General features: G+C 68.3%; 18 protein-coding genes and 1 tRNA gene. 12 read left to right on the plus strand and 7 right to left on the minus strand.

All coding sequences use genetic code 11. The annotated features are described in order from the left end of the window. Positions 1-29: 29 nt before the first annotated feature. On the minus strand, positions 30-563 hold the full coding sequence (locus tag HYG95_RS09015) for a PH domain-containing protein (protein WP_181697540.1): 534 nt from the start codon (positions 561-563) through the stop codon (positions 30-32). A 127-nt stretch (positions 564-690) separates the two neighbouring features. Between HYG95_RS09015 and HYG95_RS09020 the strand changes: the two genes are divergently transcribed. Further along, positions 691-1,659: an acyl-ACP desaturase gene (locus HYG95_RS09020; RefSeq protein ID WP_181697541.1), complete on the plus strand. Its 969-nt coding sequence runs from the start codon at positions 691-693 to the stop codon at positions 1,657-1,659. A 65-nt stretch (positions 1,660-1,724) separates the two neighbouring features. Here HYG95_RS09020 and HYG95_RS09025 read toward each other — a convergent pair whose 3' ends face one another. Beyond that, complete coding sequence (locus HYG95_RS09025) at positions 1,725-2,522, minus strand: biotin--[acetyl-CoA-carboxylase] ligase (RefSeq protein ID WP_181697542.1); 798 nt, start codon at positions 2,520-2,522, stop codon at positions 1,725-1,727. A 123-nt stretch (positions 2,523-2,645) separates the two neighbouring features. Between HYG95_RS09025 and HYG95_RS09030 the strand changes: the two genes are divergently transcribed. From HYG95_RS09030 to HYG95_RS09040, 3 genes are all read left to right on the plus strand, one after another. Further along, on the plus strand, positions 2,646-4,286 hold the full coding sequence (locus HYG95_RS09030; RefSeq protein WP_067641427.1) for an acyl-CoA carboxylase subunit beta: 1,641 nt from the start codon (positions 2,646-2,648) through the stop codon (positions 4,284-4,286). A 129-nt stretch (positions 4,287-4,415) separates the two neighbouring features. Further along, a complete protein-coding gene (locus HYG95_RS09035) occupies positions 4,416-4,745 on the plus strand; it encodes an acyl-CoA carboxylase epsilon subunit (protein WP_181697543.1) in 330 nt (109 codons plus the stop codon). Between the two features lie 2 nt (positions 4,746-4,747). Continuing rightward, positions 4,748-5,383: a Maf-like protein gene (locus HYG95_RS09040; RefSeq protein WP_181697544.1), complete on the plus strand. Its 636-nt coding sequence runs from the start codon at positions 4,748-4,750 to the stop codon at positions 5,381-5,383. On the opposite strand, the gene HYG95_RS09045 is transcribed toward HYG95_RS09040, so the two are convergent. Further along, on the minus strand, positions 5,309-6,115 hold the full coding sequence (locus tag HYG95_RS09045; protein ID WP_181697545.1) for a metalloregulator ArsR/SmtB family transcription factor: 807 nt from the start codon (positions 6,113-6,115) through the stop codon (positions 5,309-5,311). The genes HYG95_RS09040 and HYG95_RS09045 overlap by 75 nt on opposite strands. A 150-nt stretch (positions 6,116-6,265) precedes the next feature. On the opposite strand from HYG95_RS09045, the gene HYG95_RS09050 reads away from it, so the two are divergent. The 5 genes from HYG95_RS09050 (at position 6,266) to HYG95_RS09070 (ending at position 12,094) form a co-directional block, all read left to right on the plus strand. Further along, on the plus strand, positions 6,266-7,147 hold the full coding sequence (locus HYG95_RS09050; RefSeq protein ID WP_181697546.1) for a sulfurtransferase: 882 nt from the start codon (positions 6,266-6,268) through the stop codon (positions 7,145-7,147). Between the two features lie 185 nt (positions 7,148-7,332). Further along, on the plus strand, positions 7,333-9,132 hold the full coding sequence (locus HYG95_RS09055; RefSeq protein WP_067490697.1) for an acetyl/propionyl/methylcrotonyl-CoA carboxylase subunit alpha: 1,800 nt from the start codon (positions 7,333-7,335) through the stop codon (positions 9,130-9,132). A gap of 142 nt (positions 9,133-9,274) precedes the next feature. Next, the gene (locus tag HYG95_RS09060) at positions 9,275-10,243 is read left to right on the plus strand and encodes a patatin family protein (protein ID WP_181697547.1); all 969 of its coding nucleotides are present in this window, start codon (positions 9,275-9,277) and stop codon (positions 10,241-10,243) included. A gap of 102 nt (positions 10,244-10,345) precedes the next feature. Beyond that, positions 10,346-11,716 carry a DoxX family protein gene (locus tag HYG95_RS09065; protein WP_181697548.1) on the plus strand — a complete coding sequence of 457 codons (1,371 nt, stop codon included), beginning with the start codon at positions 10,346-10,348 and terminating at the stop codon, positions 11,714-11,716. A 21-nt stretch (positions 11,717-11,737) separates the two neighbouring features. After that, positions 11,738-12,094, plus strand: coding sequence for a hypothetical protein (locus HYG95_RS09070; RefSeq protein ID WP_181697549.1), 357 nt, complete (start codon positions 11,738-11,740; stop codon positions 12,092-12,094). Positions 12,095-12,115: 21 nt separating this feature from the next. On the opposite strand, the gene HYG95_RS09075 is transcribed toward HYG95_RS09070, so the two are convergent. The 3 genes from HYG95_RS09075 to HYG95_RS09085 form a co-directional block, all read right to left on the minus strand. Then, positions 12,116-12,310, minus strand: a complete 195-nt coding sequence (locus HYG95_RS09075; RefSeq protein WP_067981606.1) for a hypothetical protein — start codon at positions 12,308-12,310, stop codon at positions 12,116-12,118. Positions 12,311-12,431: 121 nt separating this feature from the next. Continuing rightward, positions 12,432-13,772 carry an L-lysine 6-transaminase gene (gene lat / locus HYG95_RS09080; protein ID WP_181697550.1) on the minus strand — a complete coding sequence of 447 codons (1,341 nt, stop codon included), beginning with the start codon at positions 13,770-13,772 and terminating at the stop codon, positions 12,432-12,434. Positions 13,773-13,836: 64 nt separating this feature from the next. Further along, positions 13,837-14,289 carry an Lrp/AsnC family transcriptional regulator gene (locus tag HYG95_RS09085; protein WP_067490712.1) on the minus strand — a complete coding sequence of 151 codons (453 nt, stop codon included), beginning with the start codon at positions 14,287-14,289 and terminating at the stop codon, positions 13,837-13,839. A gap of 113 nt (positions 14,290-14,402) precedes the next feature. Here HYG95_RS09085 and HYG95_RS09090 point away from each other — a divergent pair, with 113 nt between their 5' ends. Next, a complete protein-coding gene (locus HYG95_RS09090) occupies positions 14,403-15,926 on the plus strand; it encodes an aldehyde dehydrogenase family protein (RefSeq protein ID WP_181697551.1) in 1,524 nt (507 codons plus the stop codon). Between the two features lie 53 nt (positions 15,927-15,979). Next, a tRNA-Met gene (locus HYG95_RS09095) sits at positions 15,980-16,056 on the plus strand. A gap of 41 nt (positions 16,057-16,097) precedes the next feature. Here the strand turns inward: HYG95_RS09095 and HYG95_RS09100 are convergent. After that, entirely contained in the window at positions 16,098-16,640 is a 543-nt protein-coding gene (locus HYG95_RS09100) for a histidine phosphatase family protein (RefSeq protein ID WP_181697552.1), read from the minus strand. Positions 16,641-16,788: 148 nt separating this feature from the next. Here HYG95_RS09100 and HYG95_RS24745 point away from each other — a divergent pair, with 148 nt between their 5' ends. After that, positions 16,789-21,984, plus strand: a complete 5,196-nt coding sequence (locus HYG95_RS24745; protein WP_255495103.1) for a DEAD/DEAH box helicase — start codon at positions 16,789-16,791, stop codon at positions 21,982-21,984. Positions 21,985-21,987 lie beyond the last annotated feature (3 nt).

A 21,987-nucleotide genomic window follows, 5' to 3' on the forward strand; every position in this document is an offset into this window, starting at 1 on the left:
GCCCAGGTTAAGTGGTCTGGACCCGCGGCTCACCGGTAGCCGCCACCCCAGTGCTGATCGGTCGGCGAACGGCCCGCCTCGAAAACCTGGTGGTAGAGCAGCGAGTGCACCTGCTGCACCTGGGGGATGTCGTCGTATTCGAGCGGCTCCTCCGACGACGACCCGATGATGAGCGTGCCGGTGCCGAGCAGCCGGTCGAAGACGCCGTGACTGAACTGCACGCTGGAGATACGGCTGAGCGGGATGTCGATACCGGTGTGGGTGAGCACGCCCTCACGGACGAGCACCCGGCGCTGGGTGACGATGAAATGCGTTGACTTCCAGGCGATCACCCGCACGATCACCCGCCAGGCGATGATCCCGAACCAGATCAGGCCGATGAGCACCAGCAGCACGGTTCGCACGTGCCCGGTGGTGTTTCGCCAGGCCAGCCCGCCGAGGAAACCGGCGAGGGCGGTGGCGACGATGAGCGTGATGATCGGCCAGACCAGCATCTTCCAGTGCGGGTGGCGGTGCAGGATCAGCTGCTCGTCGGGCGCGAGGACATCCTCCGGGTAACCCATATGCGCACAGTACCGCGCGATGACGGTGCATTTCTCGATGCCACGGCGGAGGCGATACTGTGGATTCCGCGCTAGAAGCCAGGTTTTGCCCATTTCTCCTTGCTCGCCAACGACAGTGGAGGCTCGCGTGACCAAAGCTCTGACTCAGCTCGAAATCCTCACCGCTCTCGAACCCGTCGCCGAACAGAATCTGAACCGGCACCTGTCCATCGCCAAGGACTGGCACCCGCACGACTACGTGCCGTGGGACGAGGGTCGCAATTTCGCCGCGATGGGCGGAATCGATTGGGAGCCGGAACAATCCAAGCTCACCGATGTCGCCAAGGCGGCGATGATCACCAACCTGCTCACCGAGGACAACCTGCCCTCCTATCACCGGGAGATCGCCGAGAACTTCTCCCAGGACGGCGCGTGGGGGACCTGGGTCGGTCGCTGGACCGCCGAGGAGAACCGGCACGGCATCGTCATCCGTGACTATCTGGTCGTCACCCGAGGGGTCGATCCGGTCGCGCTGGAGAACGCCAGGATGGTCCACATGACCCAGGGCGCCCACGCACCGGCGAACTGGGGCGGCTTCCTGGTCAACGTCGCGTACGTGACGTTCCAGGAGCTGGCCACCCGGGTGAGCCACCGCAACACCGGCCGGGTCTGCGACGACGCCGTCGCCGACCGCATGCTCGCGCGCGTGGCCACCGACGAGAACCTGCACATGATCTTCTACCGCAACCTGTGCGCGGCCGCCCTGGATCTGGTCCCCGATCAGGCGATGCCCGCGATCACCAAGGTGCTCACCAACTTCCAGATGCCCGGCGCGGGCATGCCGAACTGGCGGCGCAACGGCGTGCTGATGGCCAAGCACGGCATCTACGACCTGCGCCAGCACCTCGACGAGGTGGTGCTGCCGGTGCTCAAGCAGTGGAACATCTTCGGCCGCGACGACTTCGGACCGCGCGGCGAGGCGGCCCGCGACGAGCTCGCGCAGTTCCTGGCCAAGCTGGAGAAGGACGTGCTGAAGTTCGAGGAGCAGCGCGACAGGTTGCTGGCGCGCGAGCGCGAGGTGGCCGAACGCAAGGGGACAGGCGTGGCGGCGCGCTGATCGATAGCGACCGGTCGGTCAGGCGTCGTGGAGACGACCACAGCGCCTGACCGGCGGCGTCCCGGTCAGTACTGCCCGCGCAGGTGGGTCACATCTCCCGCCGACACCGCTTCGTCGCCGATCAGCAGCCGCCCGGTGGCGTCGACCCCCGTGGCCACACCGGTGAGCACCTTCCCACCTGGCAGCTCCGCCCGAACGTTCACCCCGATGGTCGCGCAACGCTCGCGGTAGGCCGCCGCCAGTTCGTCGGTGGCCCAGCCCGCCCGCTCCCACTCGGTGAACCGCCGCGCGAACTCGCTCAGGATCGCGGCGGCGAGCGCGGTGCGATCGGTGGTCTGCGCACCGGCCAGCGCGAGCGAAGTAGCGTGCGGGACCGGCAGTTCCGACTCGTCCAGGTCGACATTGAGGCCGACGCCGACCACCACGGCGGGCGCGATCCCGGTGGCGGCGACCTCCGCGAGGATGCCCGCGAGCTTGCGGTTGTCGAGCAGAACGTCGTTGGGCCACTTCAACTCCGGCGAAAGACCCGCGATGCCACGCAGCGCGTCGACCACCGCGATGCCGGTGAGCAACGGCAACCAGCCCAGCGCCACCGGGTCGATCCCCGGCAACCGAACCAGGATCGACAGCGAGATCTGGGCCCGCGGCGGGCTCACCCACTCGCGGGCGTGCCGACCGCGTCCGGCGACCTGCTCCTCGGCGAGCAGCGCCTGCCGGTCGACAGCGGGATCGGTCGCGCGGGCCACCAGATCGGCATTGGTCGAACCGGTCGATTCGACGACATCGATCCGGTCGAAGAACACCGGTGCCGGGGAGACGAGAGAGCTGCGCAGACGTTGCGCGTCGATCGGTGCCCTGTTCATTCCTGGCACGCTACCCGCCGCCGCGTGCTATGGGGCATCACCACACCTAGCTGCGGTTTCTGTACTGGCCGGTAGGCGCACTGCCGTAGTGCGGGGCGGTATCACTCGTTACACTCGCAACCCATGACGAGTGTCCAGCAGCAGCCCGCGTCGGAATCGGCGGGCGCCCCCGACATCCACACCACCGCCGGGAAGCTGGCTGATCTGCGGAATCGGCTGGAAGAAGCGCAACACCCGATGGGTGAGGCCGCCGTCGACAAGGTGCACGCCAAGGGCAAGATGACCGCCCGCGAGCGCATCCTCGCACTGGTCGACGAGGGCTCCTTCGTCGAGCTCGACGCCCTGGCCAAGCACCGCAGCGTGAACTTCGGGCTGGAGAACAACCGCCCCACCGGCGACGGCGTGGTGACCGGTTACGGCACCATCGACGGCCGCGACGTGTGCCTGTTCTCCCAGGACGTCACCGTCTTCGGTGGCTCGCTCGGCGAGGTCTACGGCGAGAAGATCGTCAAGGTGATGGACCTGGCGATCAAGACCGGCCGTCCGCTGGTCGGCATCAACGAGGGCGCGGGCGCGCGTATCCAGGAGGGCGTCGTCTCCCTCGGCCTCTACGGCGAGATCTTCCACCGCAATGTGCAGGCCTCCGGCGTGATCCCGCAGATCTCGCTGATCATGGGTGCCGCCGCCGGTGGGCACGTGTACTCCCCCGCGCTCACCGACTTCGTGGTGATGGTCGATCAGACCTCGCAGATGTTCGTCACCGGCCCCGACGTGATCAAGACCGTCACCGGTGAAGAGGTCAGCATGGAAGACCTCGGTGGCGCGCACACCCACATGGTGAAGTCCGGTGTCGCCCACTACGTGGCTTCCGGCGAGCAGGACGCGCTGGACTACGTCAAGGACCTGCTGAGCTACTTGCCGAGCAACAACCGCGCCGAGGCACCACGCACCGAGCCGACCGACCCGATCTTCGGCGCCATCGAGGACTCGCTCACCGAGGAAGATCTCGAGCTCGACACGATCATCCCGGATTCGCCGAACCAGCCCTACGACATGCACGAGGTGATCCGTCGTCTGCTCGACGACGACGAGTTCCTCGAGGTGCAGGCCGAGCGCGCGATGAACATCATCGTCGGCTTCGGCCGGGTCGACGGGCGCAGCGTCGGCATCGTCGCCAACCAGCCCACCCAGTTCGCCGGCTGCCTCGACATCGACGCCTCGGAGAAGGCCGCGCGCTTCGTTCGCACCTGCGACGCCTTCAACATCCCGATCATCACCCTGGTCGACGTGCCCGGCTTCCTGCCCGGCACCGGCCAGGAATACAACGGCATCATCCGCCGCGGCGCCAAGCTGCTCTATGCCTACGGCGAGGCCACTGTGGGCAAGATCACGATCATCACTCGCAAGGCTTATGGCGGTGCCTACGACGTGATGGGTTCCAAGCACATGGGTGCCGATGTGAACCTCGCGTGGCCGACCGCGCAGATCGCCGTGATGGGCGCCTCGGGCGCCGTCGGGTTCGTCTACCGCAAACAGCTGGCAGAGGCCGCCCAGAACGGCGCCGACGTCGACGCTTTGCGCCTCGAGCTGCAGAACGAGTACGAGGACACCCTCGTGAACCCGTACGTGGCCGCCGAGCGTGGCTACGTCGACGCGGTCATCCCGCCGTCGCACACGCGAGGCCAGATCGTGTCGGCGCTGCGACTGCTCGAACGCAAAATGGTGACCCTTCCCCCCAAGAAACACGGCAACATTCCGCTCTGAAAACGCGATATTCCTCGTGTGCCGCGCACACTTGTTGGGGAAATCAACTATTGCCCGGCGCTGTTGCACCGGGAATGATCGCGGACACCGCGCCGTGAACCGAAGTACGCGCAGGAAGGATCTGGCACTGTGACCACTGTGGCAGAAGAAGACGTGCTGACCGCCGCCGAGCTCGAGCTCGCTGTCGAACCACTCGTCGACGAGGTCGAACTGTCTACCGACACGCTGACCGAGGCCCCGGCAGAACCCGCCGGTGAGCCGCTGTTGCGCATTCTGAAGGGATCGCCGTCCGACGAGGACGTCGCCGCCCTGGTCGCGGTGTTCAGTGCCGCCGCCGCGAGCGCACCGGCGCCGACCGCTCATCAGCCGGTCGACGGCTGGGGTCAGGCGACGCTGATGCACCGGGGTTCGTCCCCGTTCTCGCCGTACGTGTACCCGCTGCTGTCGCACCTGCGCTGAGGGTGACCCGGCTGGTCTTGGCCTCCGCGTCCCCCGCCCGGCTCGGGGTGCTCCGGACGGCGGGTATCGATCCCGTCGTCCGCGTCTCCGGCGTGGACGAGGACGCGGTCTCGGCCGCGCTTCCCGCTGATACGTCCGCCGACGATGTCGTTGTCGCCCTGGCCCGTGCCAAGGCCCTCGACGTGGCAGGCTCCATTCCCGAACTCGCCGCCGACTGTGTCGTCGTCGGCTGCGATTCCATGCTGCTCGTCGACGGGCGGCTGCAAGGCAAACCGCACACGCCCGAGGTGGCGCGCGAGCGCTGGGCGAGCATGGCCGGGCGCAGCGCCGATCTGCTCACCGGCCACTGTGTACTGCGCCTGCGCGACGGCGAGGTCGTCGCCGAATCAGCCGAATGCAGTTCCACCACCGTGCATTTCGCCGAACCCGGCCCGGACGAACTCGAGGCCTACATCGCCACCGGCGAACCGCTGCAGGTGGCGGGTGCGTTCACGCTCGACGGTCTCGGCGGCTGGTTCGTCGACCGGATCGAGGGTGATCCGTCCAGTGTCATCGGGATCGGGCTACCACTGCTGCGCAGGCTGCTCGAAGACGTCGGCGTCGGTGTCACGCAACTGTGGCGGGACGCGCGGTCCTGACGGCGTGATCATTCGCTGAGCGGCCTGGTCCTCGCCGACGGCCGACCGGATCGGCCGCTCGCCGTGCTCCTCGGCCGCGTGCTCGACGGCTTCCGCGCCGAGGGTGAGTTCGAGCCTGGCATGGCACAGTTCCGGTTCGGTGAACGGATGCAGCCGCACCTCCACCCGGCCGCGCGCGCCGTTGCGTTCCAGCACTTCGCGCATCAGACCCACATGCACTCCGCACACCACTTCGGCGTGCGAGCGGGCCAGTTCGCGCAGGGGGCAAGCGGTGAGATTGATGCCGACGTGCTCGTCGGTCTCGCCGACCGGGTCCTTCTCCGGCGCGAAGCCGAGTTCCGACATCAGCGACATGGTGATGTCACGGGCGTCGGCGAGAGTTTCCACCTGGTGGGAGCCGATATCCATGCGACGGCCCCACGCGCGGCCCGCCTCGATGGCGGCGGCGGAGCGACTCAGCGGGTCGGGTCCGAGGTGGTCGGCGAGCACCTGGGCCAGTTCCTGATAGCCGACCGACCGCTGCACCGCGCGGTAACCGATGCGAGGTCGGCCACGTCCGCGCGGGGGTTGCTGGAACTGGCGCACGAGCGATTCGCGGGTGAGAACGTCGAGGTGGAAACGGACGGTGGTGACGTGCTGTCCGGTGATGCGGGCCAGTTCCTGGGCATCGAGGGGCTCGGTGGCGCCACGTAGGATCGCGAGCAGTCGCCGTCGCGGCCATGAATCGGACATAGCTCACCCCTCCTCTCCAGAGACTTTATCGGACAGCTCTGCGCTTTATTCGCCCATTGCGTCGATTCGTGATGTGCCACCACAGACATACCATCGGCTACGGCCTCGACACTGCCGCACCCGCCCAACTCTCGCGTGAAGGACCACACTGTGCCCGTCGCCCCGGATCCGCACCCCGCCTACGGTTCCTACGCAGTCCCGCATCGATTGGTAACCACCGAATGGCTGTCCGCAAACATCGGGGTGCCCGGTGTGAAGGTCATCGAATCCAACGACGACATTCTTCTCTACGACATCGGACATGTGCCCGGCGCGGTCAAGATCGATTGGCGTGGTGATCTGAGCGACCCGGTGACCCGCGATTACATCGATGGTCACCGATTCACCGAACTGATGCGCGCCAAGGGTATCCGGCGCGAGGACACCGTGGTGATTTATGGCGATCGCGGCAATGCCCAAGCCGCGCACACCGCCTGGATCTTCACCCTGTTCGGCCACGAGGACGTGCGACTGCTCGACGGCGGCCGCGACGCCTGGATCTCCGAGGAACGCGACACCACCTTCGACCCGCCCGTCCCCGAGCGCAGCGACTACCCCTCGGTCGAGCGCGACGACACGACCGCCCGCGCGTTCCGCGAGGAGGTCCTCGCGCGGCTGGGCCGCCCGCTGGTAGACGTGCGCTCGCCGCAGGAGTACGCGGGTGAGTCCGGCGGCGACAAGGAACCCGAAACGCAACGGGCGGGCCATGTGCCAACCGCCGTTAACATCCCGTGGACACTTGCCTGCTCACCCGATGGAAGATTCCGTTCGCGCGCCGAATTGGACGAGGTCTACGGCGCCCTGCCCGCCGAGGATCTCGTGGTCTACAGCCGGGTCGGCGAACGCTCCAGCCACACCTGGTTCGTCCTCACCTTCCTGCTCGGCCGCAGGTCGGTGCGCAATTACGACGGTTCGTGGATCGAATGGGGCAACTCGGTTCGCCTGCCGATCGCCGCGGGCGACGAACCGGGCACCGTCGATCAGCGGAATTGAAACGGGTTCACAGGTCGGCGGGCCGCGTAGTGTGACCTACGACCTACTGAACAGTAGGGCTAGCCGAGTTCGGGGCGAATTGGCACACTGCCTACACTCGCCCGAGACGAAAGTTGTCGATACCGGGCGCGGGGCCCACACGGTGACCCGTCCGAAGCGACCAAAGATTGCACACAGGAGGCTCAGTGCCCAGCCATGCCAGCGCACGGATCACGAAGGTACTCGTAGCTAACCGCGGCGAGATCGCGGTCCGCGTGATCCGGGCTGCCAAGGACGCGGGGATCACCAGCGTCGCGGTGTACGCCGAGCCCGATGCCGACGCTCCCTTCGTGAAGCTCGCCGACGAGGCGTTCGCCCTCGGCGGCCAGACCTCGGCCGAGTCGTACCTCGTGTTCGACAAGATCCTCGACGCCGCCGCCAAGTCCGGCGCCGACGCGATCCACCCCGGCTACGGCTTCCTCTCCGAGAACGCCGACTTCGCCCAGGCCGTCATCGACGCCGGGCTGATCTGGATCGGCCCCTCGCCGCAGTCGATTCGCGACCTGGGTGACAAGGTCACCGCCCGCCACATCGCCGAGCGCGCGCAGGCCCCGATGGCCGCGGGCACCAAGGACCCGGTCAAGAACGCCGACGAGGTCGTCGCGTTCGCCAAGGAATACGGCGTCCCGGTCGCGATCAAGGCGGCCTTCGGTGGCGGTGGCCGCGGCATGAAGGTCGCCCACACCATCGAGGAGATCCCCGAGCTGTTCGAGTCGGCCACCCGTGAGGCCGTCGCCGCCTTCGGCCGTGGTGAGTGCTTCGTCGAGCAGTACCTGGACAAGGCCCGCCACGTCGAGGCCCAGGTCATCGCCGACCAGCACGGCAACGTCGTCGTCGCCGGTACCCGTGACTGCTCGCTGCAGCGCCGCTTCCAGAAGCTCGTCGAGGAGGCGCCCGCGCCGTTCCTGTCCGACGAGGTCCGCGCCAAGATCCACGACTCCGCCAAGCGCATCTGTCGCGAGGCCGGCTACTACGGCGCGGGCACCGTGGAGTACCTGGTGCAGGGCGAGACCGTGTCGTTCCTCGAGGTGAACACCCGCCTGCAGGTGGAGCACCCGGTCACCGAGGAGACCGCGGGTATCGACCTGGTGCGCCAGCAGTTCCGCATCGCCGAGGGCCACGAGCTGAGCATCACCGAGGACCCCGCCCCGCGTGGTCACTCCTTCGAGTTCCGCATCAACGGTGAGGACGCCGGTCGCGGCTTCCTGCCCGCCCCCGGTCCGGTCAACGTGTACCGCGAGCCCTCGGGCCCCGGCGTGCGCGTGGATTCCGGTGTGGTGGCAGGCAGCGTCATCGGCGGTCAGTTCGACTCGATGCTCGCCAAGCTGATCGTCACCGGCGAGAACCGCGAGCAGGCGCTGCAGCGCGCCCGTCGCGCGCTGGCCGAGTACGAGGTCGAGGGCCTGGCGACGGTCATCCCGTTCCACCGCGCGATCGTCGAGGACCCGGCGTTCATCGGTGACGGCGAGAAGTTCGACGTCTACACCAAGTGGATCGAAAACGAGTGGAACAACACCGTCGAGCCGTACACCGGCGGCGGTGCCCCGGCCGACGACGACGAGGAACTGCCCCGGCAGAAGGTGGTCGTCGAGGTCGGTGGACGTCGCGTCGAGGTGTCGCTGCCCGGACAGTTCTCCCTCGGTGGCGGTGCGGCCGGTGCGGCCGGTAACGGTGTGGTCCGCAAGAAGCCCAAGCCGCGCAAGCGTGGTGGCGGCGGTGCCGGTGCCGCTTCCGGTGACGCGGTCACCGCGCCCATGCAGGGCACCGTGGTGAAGGTCGCCGTCGAAGAGGGCCAGACCGTCGAGGCGGGCGACCTGATCGTGGTGCTCGAGGCCATGAAGATGGAGAACCCGGTCAACGCGCACAAGGCCGGTGTGGTCACCGGGCTGGCCGTCGAGGCGGGTGCCGCCATCACCCAGGGCACCGTCCTGGCCGAGATCAAGTAAGAGGTTTCCCCGCGAACGGACGCCGGTCTCTTGTAGACCGGCGTCCGTTCGCGTTCAGGGACGATTGCCCTGAGTGAACGGGCGGCGAAGATCGCGCTCGCGGCCGGGCGGTGCGTCCGTGGCCTGTCGTAATGTGGGTCGGGTGACCAGCAGTGCGCACATCGAACCGGATTCCTCAGCCACGCCGGATCCGGTGCCGGTCGCCGAGGTGATTCGCGGCAGGCAGGCCGCCGGGCATCGCGACGACGGGCACCGTCTCGCCCTGGTGATCGAGGGTGGCGGCAGCCGCGGTGTGTATTCCAGCGGCATGGTGCAGGCGCTCGAGGAACTCGGGCTGTCGGCGGTGTTCGATGCCGTGTACGGCACGTCGGCCGGGGCGATCAACGGGGCGTGGCTGCTGTGCGGGCGGGCCGCGTCGGGGATGCGGTCGTGGACGGATCGCACCATCATGCGGCGGGTGGTCGACCCGGTGCGGATCGTGCGCGGGCGACCGGTTTTCGATCTGCACTACCTGGTGCACCGGGTGTACGACGGGATCGAGCCGATGGATTTCCCGGCGATTCTCGCCAATCCGACCAGCTTCCACCCGATCGCCACCGATACCCGCACCGGGCAGCCGGTCGATCTCGCACCGTTCATCGTCGACAAGCCGACTCTGCTCACGGCTCTGCGGGCGTCGGCGGGATTGCCGTTGCTCGCGGGCCCGCCGGTGGAGCTGGCCGGCCGCAGCTATTTCGACGGTGGTCTCTCGGAGACCGTGCCGATCCGGAGCGCGGTGAGCGCGGGCGCCACCCACGCCCTCGTCCTGCGTACGCGACGGACCGGGGAACTACGTCCGCCCGCTCCCCTGGTGCATCGGGTCGTCGGCGGTGGATATCTGCGTGCGGTCGCGCCCGGTGCTTTCCGCGCGTGGTCGGCGCGACCCGGTCAGCAGGCGGTAGAGGACAGCTATCTGGCCGGACTCGGTGACCGGGTACTGCAGGTGCATCCGCCTGCCGGCGCCCCACCGGTCGACAGCGCCGCCCGCGACACCACCCTGCTCACCCAGGCCCTCGACCTCGGCCGCGCCGCCGTCCACGCCCTGCTCGGCGACCGGCCGAGCCCGGCCTGAGGCGACCCCCGGAACTCCGGGGCACCGGTTTTGCCGGATTTCCCAGTTCTGCCCGCTCCCTTAGCGTCTCACCGGCGAGGGCACGAACAGAGGGAGACCGGGATGGGTACGCAGGTGCTGGCTCGACCGCCGGTGGAGTCCGCCGGCCACGAAGAGCCGGAGGAGCGGGGGTGGCACCCGGCCGTCCGGGCGCTGTTCCGGTTCACGTTCGTCACCGTCGGAATCGGGATGGCCGGTGCGTGGTTGCTGCACGCGCTGCTGCGTACTCTCGGCCTACCCCAGCAGGTGGTGGCCGAGGTCGGCAAATGGACTGCGCTGCATCCGCTCACGGACTGGGTGGGCACCCGGCTGTTCGATGTCCGGATCGACTACACGGTCACCGGTAGTGGTGACACCGCCGCCAAGTGGATCAGCGTCTTCACCCTGATCCTGGTCGCGGTTCCGGTGACCGCCGTGTGGTCGGTGCTCGACCGGCGTCGCCCCGACTATGCGCGCCTGTACGGCTGGTTCCGGTTGCTGGTGCGGTTCACGCTGGTGAGCGCGCTGATGCTGTACGGGATGATCAAGCTGATGCCGACCCAGATGTCGTTCAATCTGGAGCGGCTGGTGGAACCGTTCGGGCACATGAGCCCGATGGCGGTGCTGTGGGCGCAGTCGTCGCTGTCGGAACCGTACGAGATGGCGCTCGGGGCGGCCGAGGTGACGGCGGCGGTGTTGCTGATCCTGCCGCTCACCGCCGGGCTCGGCTCGGTGCTCGCGGTGATCGTCGCGCTGCAGGTGGTGCTGATGAACCTCACCTTCGATGTGCCGGTGAAGCTGTTCGCCCTCCAATTGCTGCTGTACGCAACGCTTCTCGCGGCACCTGATCTCGCACGACTGGTCCGGGCGCTGCTCGGCCGTGCCGTCGAACCGAGCCGGTCGACCACCCTGCTCACCTCACCGCGTGGCAACCGGCTGATGCTCGGTGCCCAGGTACTGCTCGGGCTGTGGTTCCTCGTCGCCACGGCCGTCGAGGCCTACGACGGCTGGCACACCTACGGCAATGCCCGGCCGAAGTCGCCGCTCTACGGAATCTGGAATGTCACCGAATATTCGGTCGACGGCGAGCAGGTGCCCGCGCTGGTCGACTTCGACGCACCGGCAACCGGCCTGCCGAACGCGACCGAACGTTTCCGCCGCATCATCTTCGACATCCCGCAGGGCATGACCGCCCAGCGCCTCGACGATTCACTGGTGTCCTTCCCCGCCCGCGTCGACACCGGCAAGCAGACCGTCACCCTGTCCAAGGACACCACCCACCAGTGGGCGATCGCGTCCTTCACTTACCTTCGGCCACAGGAGAATCAGCTGCTCCTCGAGGGCAAGCTGGGCGGCCGCCAGGTACGGATGCGGCTCGACCAGGTCGATCTCGAGCAGTTCCCGGTCGTCTCGCGCGGCTTCCACTGGGTTCAGGCCACGCCGTACTACCGGTGACGCCCCGGCTAGGCTCGGCCCGTGGAACCGATCGAGATCAACGCAGGCTCCTGGTATCTGCGTGCCCTGCGCGCCGACGAACGCATCGATGACCGGCCCGCGCTCGCCGACGGCGGCATCACCGATCCCGGATATGTGGCGAACCGTGTCGCCCAGTGGGCCGACGAGTCGCATTTCTCGTGGGCGGTGTGCGTGCCGACCACGGCGGAGATGATCGCCGAGATCGGCGTCACCCCCGACGCGGACGGCACCGCCCTGATCACCGGTTGGGCGCGCGAGGGATTCGACGACGCCCTGGCCACCGGCGTCGAATCGGTGACCCGTTTCGTCGCAGGCGCCCTCGCCCTCACCCCGCGGCTCAGCCCCGAATTGGGCTGAGCCCTACGGTGTTCGGTCTCGTCAGTAGATGCAGGGCTTGGGCCGGCCTGCCCAGCCGCCGTTGAGGAATTCGCATACCGCCGAGAAGATGTCGCCCGTCGAGGACCCGACCTGGGTCGCGGCGGGGGCGATATCAGGTGCGGTGGCCGCATTCGCGGTCGCGACGGGGAGGGCGAGGCCGGCGATCACAGCGCTGACAGCAACGAGCTTCTTCATCGAGAGTCCTGTTCGGTAGTTGTCGATCGAGTTGTTCGCTCGGAAGACGAGTCTGGCATATCTGACCGTTCGGTCAAATACCCGGAGGCACCGGATCGGGTTTCTCCCAACAGGTTTGCCGTCATTCCGCGATGGTCGCGAGTACCCGGTCGAGGGCGTCTACAGCCTTGCCCAGTTCTGCTTCGGTGACGGTGAGTGCCGGACGGAACCGGATTCCGCGTTCGCCGGTCCCCAGCAGCAGCACATGCTCGCGCTCGCGTAGGGCCGTCACCACCCGGTCCCGCAGTTGCGGCGTGGCAAGGGTGATCGCGCACATCAGTCCGCGCCCACGTACCTCGCTCACCTTCTCCGGGTATGCGGCGGCGAGCTGACCCAGCTGGCCGAGCAGGTAGCGGCCGAGTGAGCCGACCTTGTCGATCAGCCGATCCTGTTCCAGCACTTCGAGAATGCGACGCGCGCGCACCATGTCGGTGAGGTTGCCGCCCCACGTGGAGTTGAGCCGCGAACTCACCCGGAAGACATTGTCGGGCACCTCGTCGACCCGGCCGCCTGCCATGATGCCGCAGACCTGGGTCTTCTTCCCGAACGCCACCACATCCGGAGCGACATCCAATTGCTGGTAGGCCCAGGTGGTTCCGGTGAGCCCGACCCCGGTCTGCACCTCGTCGAGGACGAACAGCGCGTCGTTGTCGTGACACAACCGCTGCATCGCGGCCAGGAACCCCGGACGCAGATGCCGGTCACCGCCCTCACCCTGGATGGGTTCGGCGATGAAACAGGCGATGTCGTGCGGACGGTCGGCGAACGCGCGGGCGGCCTGAGCGAGGGTTTCGGCTTCGAGGGCGTCGAGGTCCTCGCCGGCGAAGGTGTGCGGGGTGGCCAGGCGTGGCCAGTCGAACTTGGGGAAACGCGCGGTCTTGACCGGATCGGTGTTCGTGAGCGACATGGTGTAGCCGCTGCGACCGTGGAAGGCACCGGTCAGGTGTAGCACTTGGGTGCCGAGTTCCGGTGAGCGGCCGTGGGATTCGTTGTGCCTGCTCTTCCAGTCGAAGGCCACCTTGAGGGCGTTCTCGACCGCGAGCGCACCACCGTCGACGAAGAACAGGTGCGGCAGTCGCGGATCACCGAGGACGCGGGCGAAAGTGTCGACGAATCGCGCCATCTCGACGGTGTAGATGTCGGAGTTGCTCGGCTTGTTGACCGCGGCGGTGGCCAGTTCGGCACGGAAGCGCTCGTCGCGAGCCAGTGCCGGATGGTTCATGCCGAGGGCGTTGGAGGCGAAGAAGCCGAACATGTCGAGATAGGCGGTGCCGTCGCGTTCGTCGACGAGCGTGCGGCCGTGGGACTTGTGCAGATCGAGCACAAGATCGAAGCCGTCCGCGAGGATGTGCGAGGACAGGATTTCGTGGACCCGGTTGGCGGGGGTGACCGCCGCGCCGGGGCGCTCCAGTTCGATGGTCACGACCCGAGGGTACGCAACTATTTACGGAACATCCACGGAATGACGGATTAATTACGAAGAATCGTTACCTGTCGTAGAATGTCTGCAGGATGATGGTGCTGCGCGTCCGTACATTGGCGGTGGCCCGGATCTCCTGCAGCAGCTGTTCGAGATGCCGGGGTGAGGCCACCCGCACCAGCAGGACGTAGCTCTCCTCGCCCGCCACCGAGTGGCACGCCTCGATGCCGGGAACGTGCTGCAACAATGCGGGCGCGTCGTCGGGCTGGGACGGGTCGAGAGGAGTGATCGCGACGAATGCCGACAGCAGGTGCCCGAGCGCTTCGGGGTCGACGTTGGCCGTGTATCCACGGATCACGCCGCGCGCCTCCAGCCTGCGCACCCGTGACTGCACCGCCGACACCGAGAGGCTGGCCTTCTCCGCCAGATTCGACAGGGTGGCGCGCCCGTCGTTCATCAGCTCTCTGATCAGGAGCCGGTCGATGTCGTCGAGCTGGGGTCTAGCCGGTGTATCCGCCATCAGCGAAGGCTAACGCAGGCCGGGGGTTGCGCGGGGAAGACTTCTTTCTGTTCTCCTCCGAAATCCGAGCGAACTTTTCCGTGAGTCGTACCAACAGCAGAAGGTGAACAGTGATGACGCACACCGTGACCGAGCATTTCTCCGAACAGCTCTCGCTGCGCGCGAGGGCCCTGCTGCACGGCCTCGGCGCCGACGTGCCCGAGCCGGGCGTCCTGCTCGCGCGCACCCCGATCTCCGGTGGTGTCCTGCTGCCGCTCACTCCCGACACGACGGCCGACGTGGACGCCGCGATCGGTCGCGCGGCCACCGCCTTCGAATCGTGGCGCACGGTGCCCGCCCCGGTGCGTGCGGCGCTGGTGCGCAGGCTGTCGGCGTTGCTGGTCGCCCATCAGGACGAGCTGGCCGAGCTGGTCACGCTCGAGGCGGGCAAGATCGGCGCCGAAGCACTCGGCGAGGTGCAGGAGATGATCGACGTCTGCGAGTTCGCGATCGGCCTGTCGCGTCAGCTCTACGGCGCGACCATGCCGTCGGAGCGGCCCGGGCACCGGCTCATGGAGACCTGGCATCCGCTGGGAGTGGTCGGGGTGATCTCGGCGTTCAACTTCCCGGTCGCGGTGTGGGCGTGGAACACCGCCATCGCGCTGGTCTGTGGTGACACGGTGGTGTGGAAGCCGTCGGAGACGACCCCGCTCACCGCGTTGGCTTGTCACACGCTGCTGCGTCGGGCCGCCCTCGAGGTCGGTGCGGATCCCCAAGTGCACCAACTCGTTCAGGGCGACGCGACCGTGGGCGAGGCGCTCGTCGACGACCCGCGGGTGGCGTTGCTGAGCGCGACCGGCTCGGTGCGGATGGGTAGCATCGTCGCGCCACGGGTGGCGGCCAGGTTCGGGCGTTGCCTGCTCGAGCTCGGCGGCAACAATGCCGCGATCGTGGCGCCGAGCGCGGATCTGGAACTGGCGGTGCGCGGGATCGTGTTCGCGGCGGCGGGCACCGCTGGTCAGCGGTGCACCACGCTGCGCAGGTTGATCGTGCACAGCTCGATCGCCGATCAGCTCGTCGAGCGGCTGTCGGCGGCGTACAGCCAACTGCCCGTGGGCAATCCGCTCGACGACGGTGTGCTCGTCGGCCCGCTCGTCAACGAACGCGCCTACACGGCGATGCAGGCGGCGCTGCTGCGCGCGAAGGGCGAGGGTGGCGACATCGTCTGCGGCGGTGAGCGGGTGGAGTTGATCGGATCCGAGGCGTACTACGTGCGGCCCGCGCTCGTGCGGATGCCCGCGCAGTCCGAACTGGTGCGGGAGGAGACCTTCGCACCGATCCTGTACGTGCTCACCTACGACGACCTCGACGACGCCATCGCGCTGAACAACGGTGTGACCCAGGGCCTTTCCTCGGCCATCTTCACACTCGACCAGCGCGAGGCCGAACAGTTCGTCGCCGGATCCGATTGCGGCATCGCCAATGTCAACATCGGCACCTCCGGCGCGGAGATCGGTGGGGCGTTCGGCGGCGAGAAGAACACCGGCGGCGGGCGCGAATCCGGGTCCGACTCCTGGAAGGCCTACATGCGCCGGGCGACCAACACGATCAACTACTCCACCGAACTCCCACTCGCCCAGGGCATCCATTTCGGCTGATCACAGCGGCGATTTCGCCTTCGGCCACCCCGCGTGTACAGTAGTGAATGCAACGCGGGATGGAGCAGCTCGGTAGCTCGCTGGGCTCATAACCCAGAGGTCGCAGGTTCAAATCCTGTTCCCGCTACCACCCCGAAAGCCCCGGAGTTTCGACTCCGGGGCTTTCGTCGTTCATCCCAGTCGCAACGTCCAATTGCCGCGAAAATGCAGCCGGGTGACGCTCGCGGGCTGCACATCGAGGCGCCAGAAGGACTTCGGTGGTGCGTCGAGGACGACCAGCAGCGCCGCGCGGATCACCGACGGATGCGTCACCGCGACGGTATCCAGACCCGCCGAAGCGATCTCGGCCAGCCAGAAGCGCACCCGCGCCACCAGGTCGGTCACCGACTCACCACCGTGTCCACGGAATTCCGGATCGGTGAGCCAGGTGAACAGCTGATCCTGCGGCAGCCTGCCCATCTCGGTACCCCGCCACGCACCCGCGTCCAGGTCACGTAGTCGCTCGTCCCGCTCGCCCACCAGCCCGAGCGCCTCGGCGGTCTCACGCACCCGTCGTTCCGGGCCCGTCCGCACCTGCGCTCCGGTGAGCGGCGAGCACGTATCCAGCTCCGCGAGGCCCGCCTTGTCCAGGGATTCGTCGACCGGGAAACGCGCCTTGCGCACCGCCTCGGTGAGGCCGTGGCCGACGAGGTCGACTCTCAGCACCGTTTGCACGATGGACCAGGGTACGGCGGACGTGTTCCGAGCCACACCCCTCACCCCGGCTCGACCGGGGAATCTTCCTCGACTGTGGCATCGACGCTGGTCGCGGGCGGCGCGCGGATCGCGGAACCTGTCGGTGGGTGGGTGCACACTGAATCTCATGGACCGGTTCTCCCCCGCTACCGCGCAATGGTTCGACGGTGCCTTCCCCGAGGCGACGTCGGCTCAGCTCGGCGCGTGGCAGGCCATCGCCGACGGGCAGCACACCCTTGTCGTCGCACCGACCGGCTCGGGCAAGACGCTGTCGGCGTTCCTGTGGGCGATCGACCAGCTCGCCCAGCGTGGGCCCGCCGAACCCGGCACCCGCCGAGGAACGTCCGTGCTCTACGTCTCACCGCTGAAAGCACTGGCCGTGGACGTGGAGCGGAACCTGCGTGCCCCGCTGGTCGGGGTCACCCAGACGGCGAAGCGGCTGGGGCTCGACCCGCCGGAGATCTCGGTCGGCGTGCGATCCGGTGACACCACCCCCGCACAGCGCCGGGCGATGCAGCGCACCCCACCCGACATTCTCATCACCACACCCGAATCACTGTTCCTGATGCTCACCTCCGCGGCCCGCGAAACGCTCGCCGAGGTCGAGACGGTGATCGTCGACGAAGTGCACGCCATCGCCGGCTCCAAACGCGGTGCGCACCTGGCGTTGTCGCTGGCCCGGCTCGATCAGCTCACCGAACGGCCCGCGCAGCGCATCGGGCTGTCGGCCACCGTCCGCCCGCCCGAGGAGGTCGGGCGGTTCCTCGTCGGCGACGCGCCGATCACCATCGTTCGGCCACCCGCACCGAAGACCTTCGACCTGTCGGTTCGGGTGCCGGTGGCGGATATGACCGATCCCGGCGGCGACTCCGACCAGCCGGGTTCGATCTGGCCACATGTCGACGAGGCCATCGTCGACCTGGTGCTCGAGCATCGGTCCTCGATCGTGTTCGCGAACTCGCGGCGCCTGGCCGAACGGTTGACCGCCCGGCTCAACGAGGCCTACGCCGCCAAGCTCGGCGAACCGGTCGAGACCGAGCACGCCCCGCCGGCCCAGCTCGGGCCGTCCACCGAGGTGATCCACGGTGCCGAACACCTGCTGGCGCGCGCCCATCACGGGTCGGTGAGCAAGGAGCAGCGGGCGATCATCGAGGACGACCTCAAGACCGGCCGGCTGCGGTGCGTGGTTGCCACGAGCAGTCTCGAGCTGGGCATCGACATGGGTGCGGTCGACCTGGTCGTGCAGGTGGAAGCGCCGCCGTCGGTGGCGAGTGGGTTGCAACGGGTCGGACGGGCCGGGCACCAGGTGGGCGAGATCTCGCGGGGTGTGCTGTTTCCCAAGCACCGCACCGATGTCATCCATTGCACCGTCGCCGCCCAGCGCATGCTGTCCGGGCAGATCGAACTGCTCCAGATCCCCGCGCATCCGCTCGACATCCTCGCCCAGCAGACCGTCGCCGCGTGCGCGCTGGAACCGCTCGATGTCGACGCCTGGTTCGATGTCGTCCGGTCGACCGGAAGCTACGCGCAGCTGCCCCGCTCGGCCTATGAATCCGTGCTCGATCTGCTCGCCGGCCGGTATCCGTCCGACGAGTTCGCCGAGCTGCGGCCACGCGTGGTGTGGGATCGCGACGCGGGCACGCTGACCGGCCGCCCCGGTGCGCAACGCCTGGCGGTCACCTCGGGTGGGGCGATTCCCGATCGCGGGATGTTCGCGGTGTTCATGGTGGGCGAGAAGGCTTCCCGTGTAGGTGAACTCGACGAGGAGATGGTCTACGAGTCCCGCGTCGGTGATGTGTTCGCGCTCGGTGCGACGAGTTGGCGGATCGAGGAGATCACCTTCGACCGGGTGCTGGTGTCGCCCGCGTTCGGGCTGCCCGGTCGCTTGCCGTTCTGGCATGGCGACGGGCTGGGCCGGCCGGCCGAACTCGGGGCGGCGCTCGGCGAATTCGTACGGACGGCCGGGCAGGTTCCGGCCGAGGAACTGACCCGGATCGTCGCCGGTATGGGCACCCTGGCGCGCGGCAAGGCATTCGCGACTGCGGATACCGCTGCCGGACAAGAGGTTCCGTCGTCGATCGGGTCGTACGTCGTGCGATCCCCGCGTCTCGACAGGACAGCTCAGATGGCTGCCACGGACACGGCGTCGGACGACGAGCAAACGGTTGGTGTCGAGCCCGAGCTGGTGAAGAGGGAGGCGGCGGACCAGGGAAGATCGAGCGGCGTCCAATCGAGCGGGGCCGAGCCGCGCGGTGGCGAGTCCGGCACGGCCCGATCACGCAGTGCGGCACCGGCGGGCGCCGAGCTGAGCAAGCCCGCGGCGCGGCTCGAGGAGTTGGTGCGGACCGCTGGGCTGGATCAGAACGCGACGGCCAATCTTGTCGGGCTGCTCGACGAACAGCGCACGGCGACAGGGCAATTGCCTACCGATCGGACGCTCGTAGTCGAGCGGTTCCGGGACGAACTCGGTGATTGGCGGCTCGTGCTGCACTCGCCCTACGGCACACCGGTGCACGCACCGTGGGCACTAGCCGTGGGTGCGCGTTTGCAGGAGCAGTTCGGTATCGACGCGGCGCCTACCGCGTCCGACGACGGCATTGTCGTTCGGTTGCCCGACACCACGGATCAGCCGCCGGGTGCCGAGCTGTTCGCGTTCGAACCCGACGAGATCGACGACATCGTCACCGAACAGGTCGGTGGTTCGGCGCTGTTCGCGTCCCGGTTCCGGGAGTGCGCCGCCCGCGCGCTGCTGCTGCCGCGCCGCGACCCGGGTAAGCGGGCCCCGCTGTGGCAGCAGCGGCAACGGTCGGCCCAATTGCTCGATGTGGCACGGAAGTTCCCGCAGTTCCCGATCCTGCTGGAAACCGTGCGCGAATGCCTGCGCGATGTGTACGACCTGCCCGCCTTGCGCGACCTGCTCACCCGGGTGGCACGCCGGGAGATCCGACTGGTCGAGGTGGAGACCGCAACCCCGTCACCGTTCGCCAACGCCCTGCTGTTCTCCTACATCGGCCAGTTCCTCTACGACGGCGACAGCCCACTGGCCGAACGCCGCGCCGCCGCCCTCGCCCTGGACTCGAGCCTGCTCGCCGAACTCCTGGGCCGCGTCGAACTCCGCGAACTCCTCGACCCAGCCGTCCTCGACCTCACCGAACGCGAACTCCAACGCCTCACCCCCGAACGCCACGCCCGCGACGCCGAAGGCCTGGCCGACCTGCTCCGCCTCCTCGGCCCCCTCACGCCCACCGAAGCCGCCGCCCGCTGCGTACCCCGCCCCGGAACCGCGACCGCTGCTCGCTATGCCGCGGCCGACGACCTAGCACCTCTGGCTGGCAGCGGGGTGTCGACCCGAAGTAAGCCCTCGGCCGATGGCAGTTCGCCAGCAGGCCACGATCAGTCGTCCGTGGGCGCCGGGTCGCTCGGCAGCGATGTATCGGTCGTAGGCGTTGCGGCTGCCGACGGAGGTGCGTCAGTGGGCGGTGATGAGTCGCAGATGCTCCTGGACTCCGATGCCCCGGCGTGGTTCGCCGAACTGCGGGATTCGCGGCGGGCCCTGGAAGTTTCGTTCGCGGGGCGCACGTGGTGGGTCGCGGTGGAGGACGCGGCTCGGTTGCGTGATGCGCTGGGGGTGCCGTTGCCGATCGGGGTACCTGCGGCGTTCATCGAGCCGGTGCCGGATCCGCTGGGTGATCTTGTCGGGCGGTATGCGCGCACGCACGCGCCGTTCACTACCGCCGCCGTTGCCGAGCGATTCGGCCTGGGTACGGCGGTCGCGGTCACCGCCTTGCATCGGTTGCTCGCGGAAAAGCGTGTTGTGGAGGGTGAATTCACGCCCGGTGCGGCCGGTGGTGAGTGGTGTGACGCGCAGGTGTTGCGGCGGTTGCGGCGTCGGTCGCTGGCGGCGGCGCGGCATGAGGTCGAGCCGGTCGCCACGGCGGCGTTCGCTCGCTTCCTACCTGCCTGGCAACACGTCGGTTCGGGCGAGTTGCGCGGCATCGACGGTGTGGCCACGGTGGTGGAACAGCTGGCGGGCGTACCTGTTCCGGCTTCGGCGTGGGAGTCGCTGATCCTGCCGATGCGGGTGCGCGACTACTCCCCCGCCATGCTCGACGAACTCATGGCCACCGGCGAGGTGATCTGGTCGGGGCACGGCGCCATCACCGCCCGCGACGGCTGGATCGCCCTGCACCTGGCCGAGCAGGCCCCGGTCACGCTGCCACCACCCGACGACATCGATCCCACCGACATTCAGCTGGACCTGCTCCTGGCTCTCGGCGCCGATATCGAGCCACGCCTACGATCCGGGCGCGGTGAACCGACCGACAGCACCGAGGCCGAGGTGATAGATCTGGACCGACCCGGTGTCATCGGCGGCGAAGGGCGTCGACTCCCGGCGAGCCTCAGTGGCGGCGGTGCGTATTTCTTCCGGCAACTGTCGGATGCGACCGGCCTGCTCGACGACAAAGCGGTCGGCGAAGCCCTGTGGCAGCTGGTCTGGGCCGGTTACGTTTCCGGCGACACCTTCGCCCCGGTACGCGCACTCCTGTCCGGCACCGCGCGCAGCACCACCGCGCACCGGACCCCGCGCCGCGCTCCCCGGGCCCGCGCGTACCTCCCCCGCCCGTCCATGCCGACCCGGTCCGGCCCACCGAACCTGGCAGGCAGGTGGTCGATCCTCCCGGAACGCGTGCGCGACAATACCGTTCGCGCCCATGCCACCGCGGATCAGCTCATCGAGCGATACGGCGTGCTAACGCGCGGCTCCGTACAGAACGAAGGCGTGCCGGGCGGGTTCGCGCTGATGTACCGGGTGCTCACCGAGTTCGAGGACCGTGGCCGGTGCAGGCGCGGCTATTTCGTCGACACCCTCGGTGGCGCGCAGTTCTCCACCACCGACACCGTCGACCGATTACGTTCCTTCGACACCGACCGTGACAACAACCGGGTAGGCGTCGCCGTGGCTCTGGCCGCCTGCGACCCGGCCAACCCCTACGGCGCCGCCCTGCCGTGGCCCAAGGGCGATGCCGACAGCGGTCACCGGCCGGGCCGCAAAGCGGGGGCGCTGGTGGTGCTGGTCGGCGGCGAACTGGTGCTCTATGTGGAGCGCGGCGGCAAGACCCTGCTCAGCTTCACCGAGGACATCGGCCTGCGCCGCACAGCGGCCGTCGCCTTGGCGCGACTGGTCACCGACCGGCGGGTCGACGGCCTGGTGATCGACAAGATCAACGGCGAAACCGTGCACGGCCACACCTTCGTCGACGTCCTCGTCGAGGCGGGCTTCTCGATGACCCCGCGCGGACTCCGACTGCGCAGGCAGGTGTAGCCG

It is taken from the genome of Nocardia sp. GTS18 (assembly GCF_013839555.1).
GTDB lineage: Bacteria > Actinomycetota > Actinomycetes > Mycobacteriales > Mycobacteriaceae > Nocardia > Nocardia rosealba.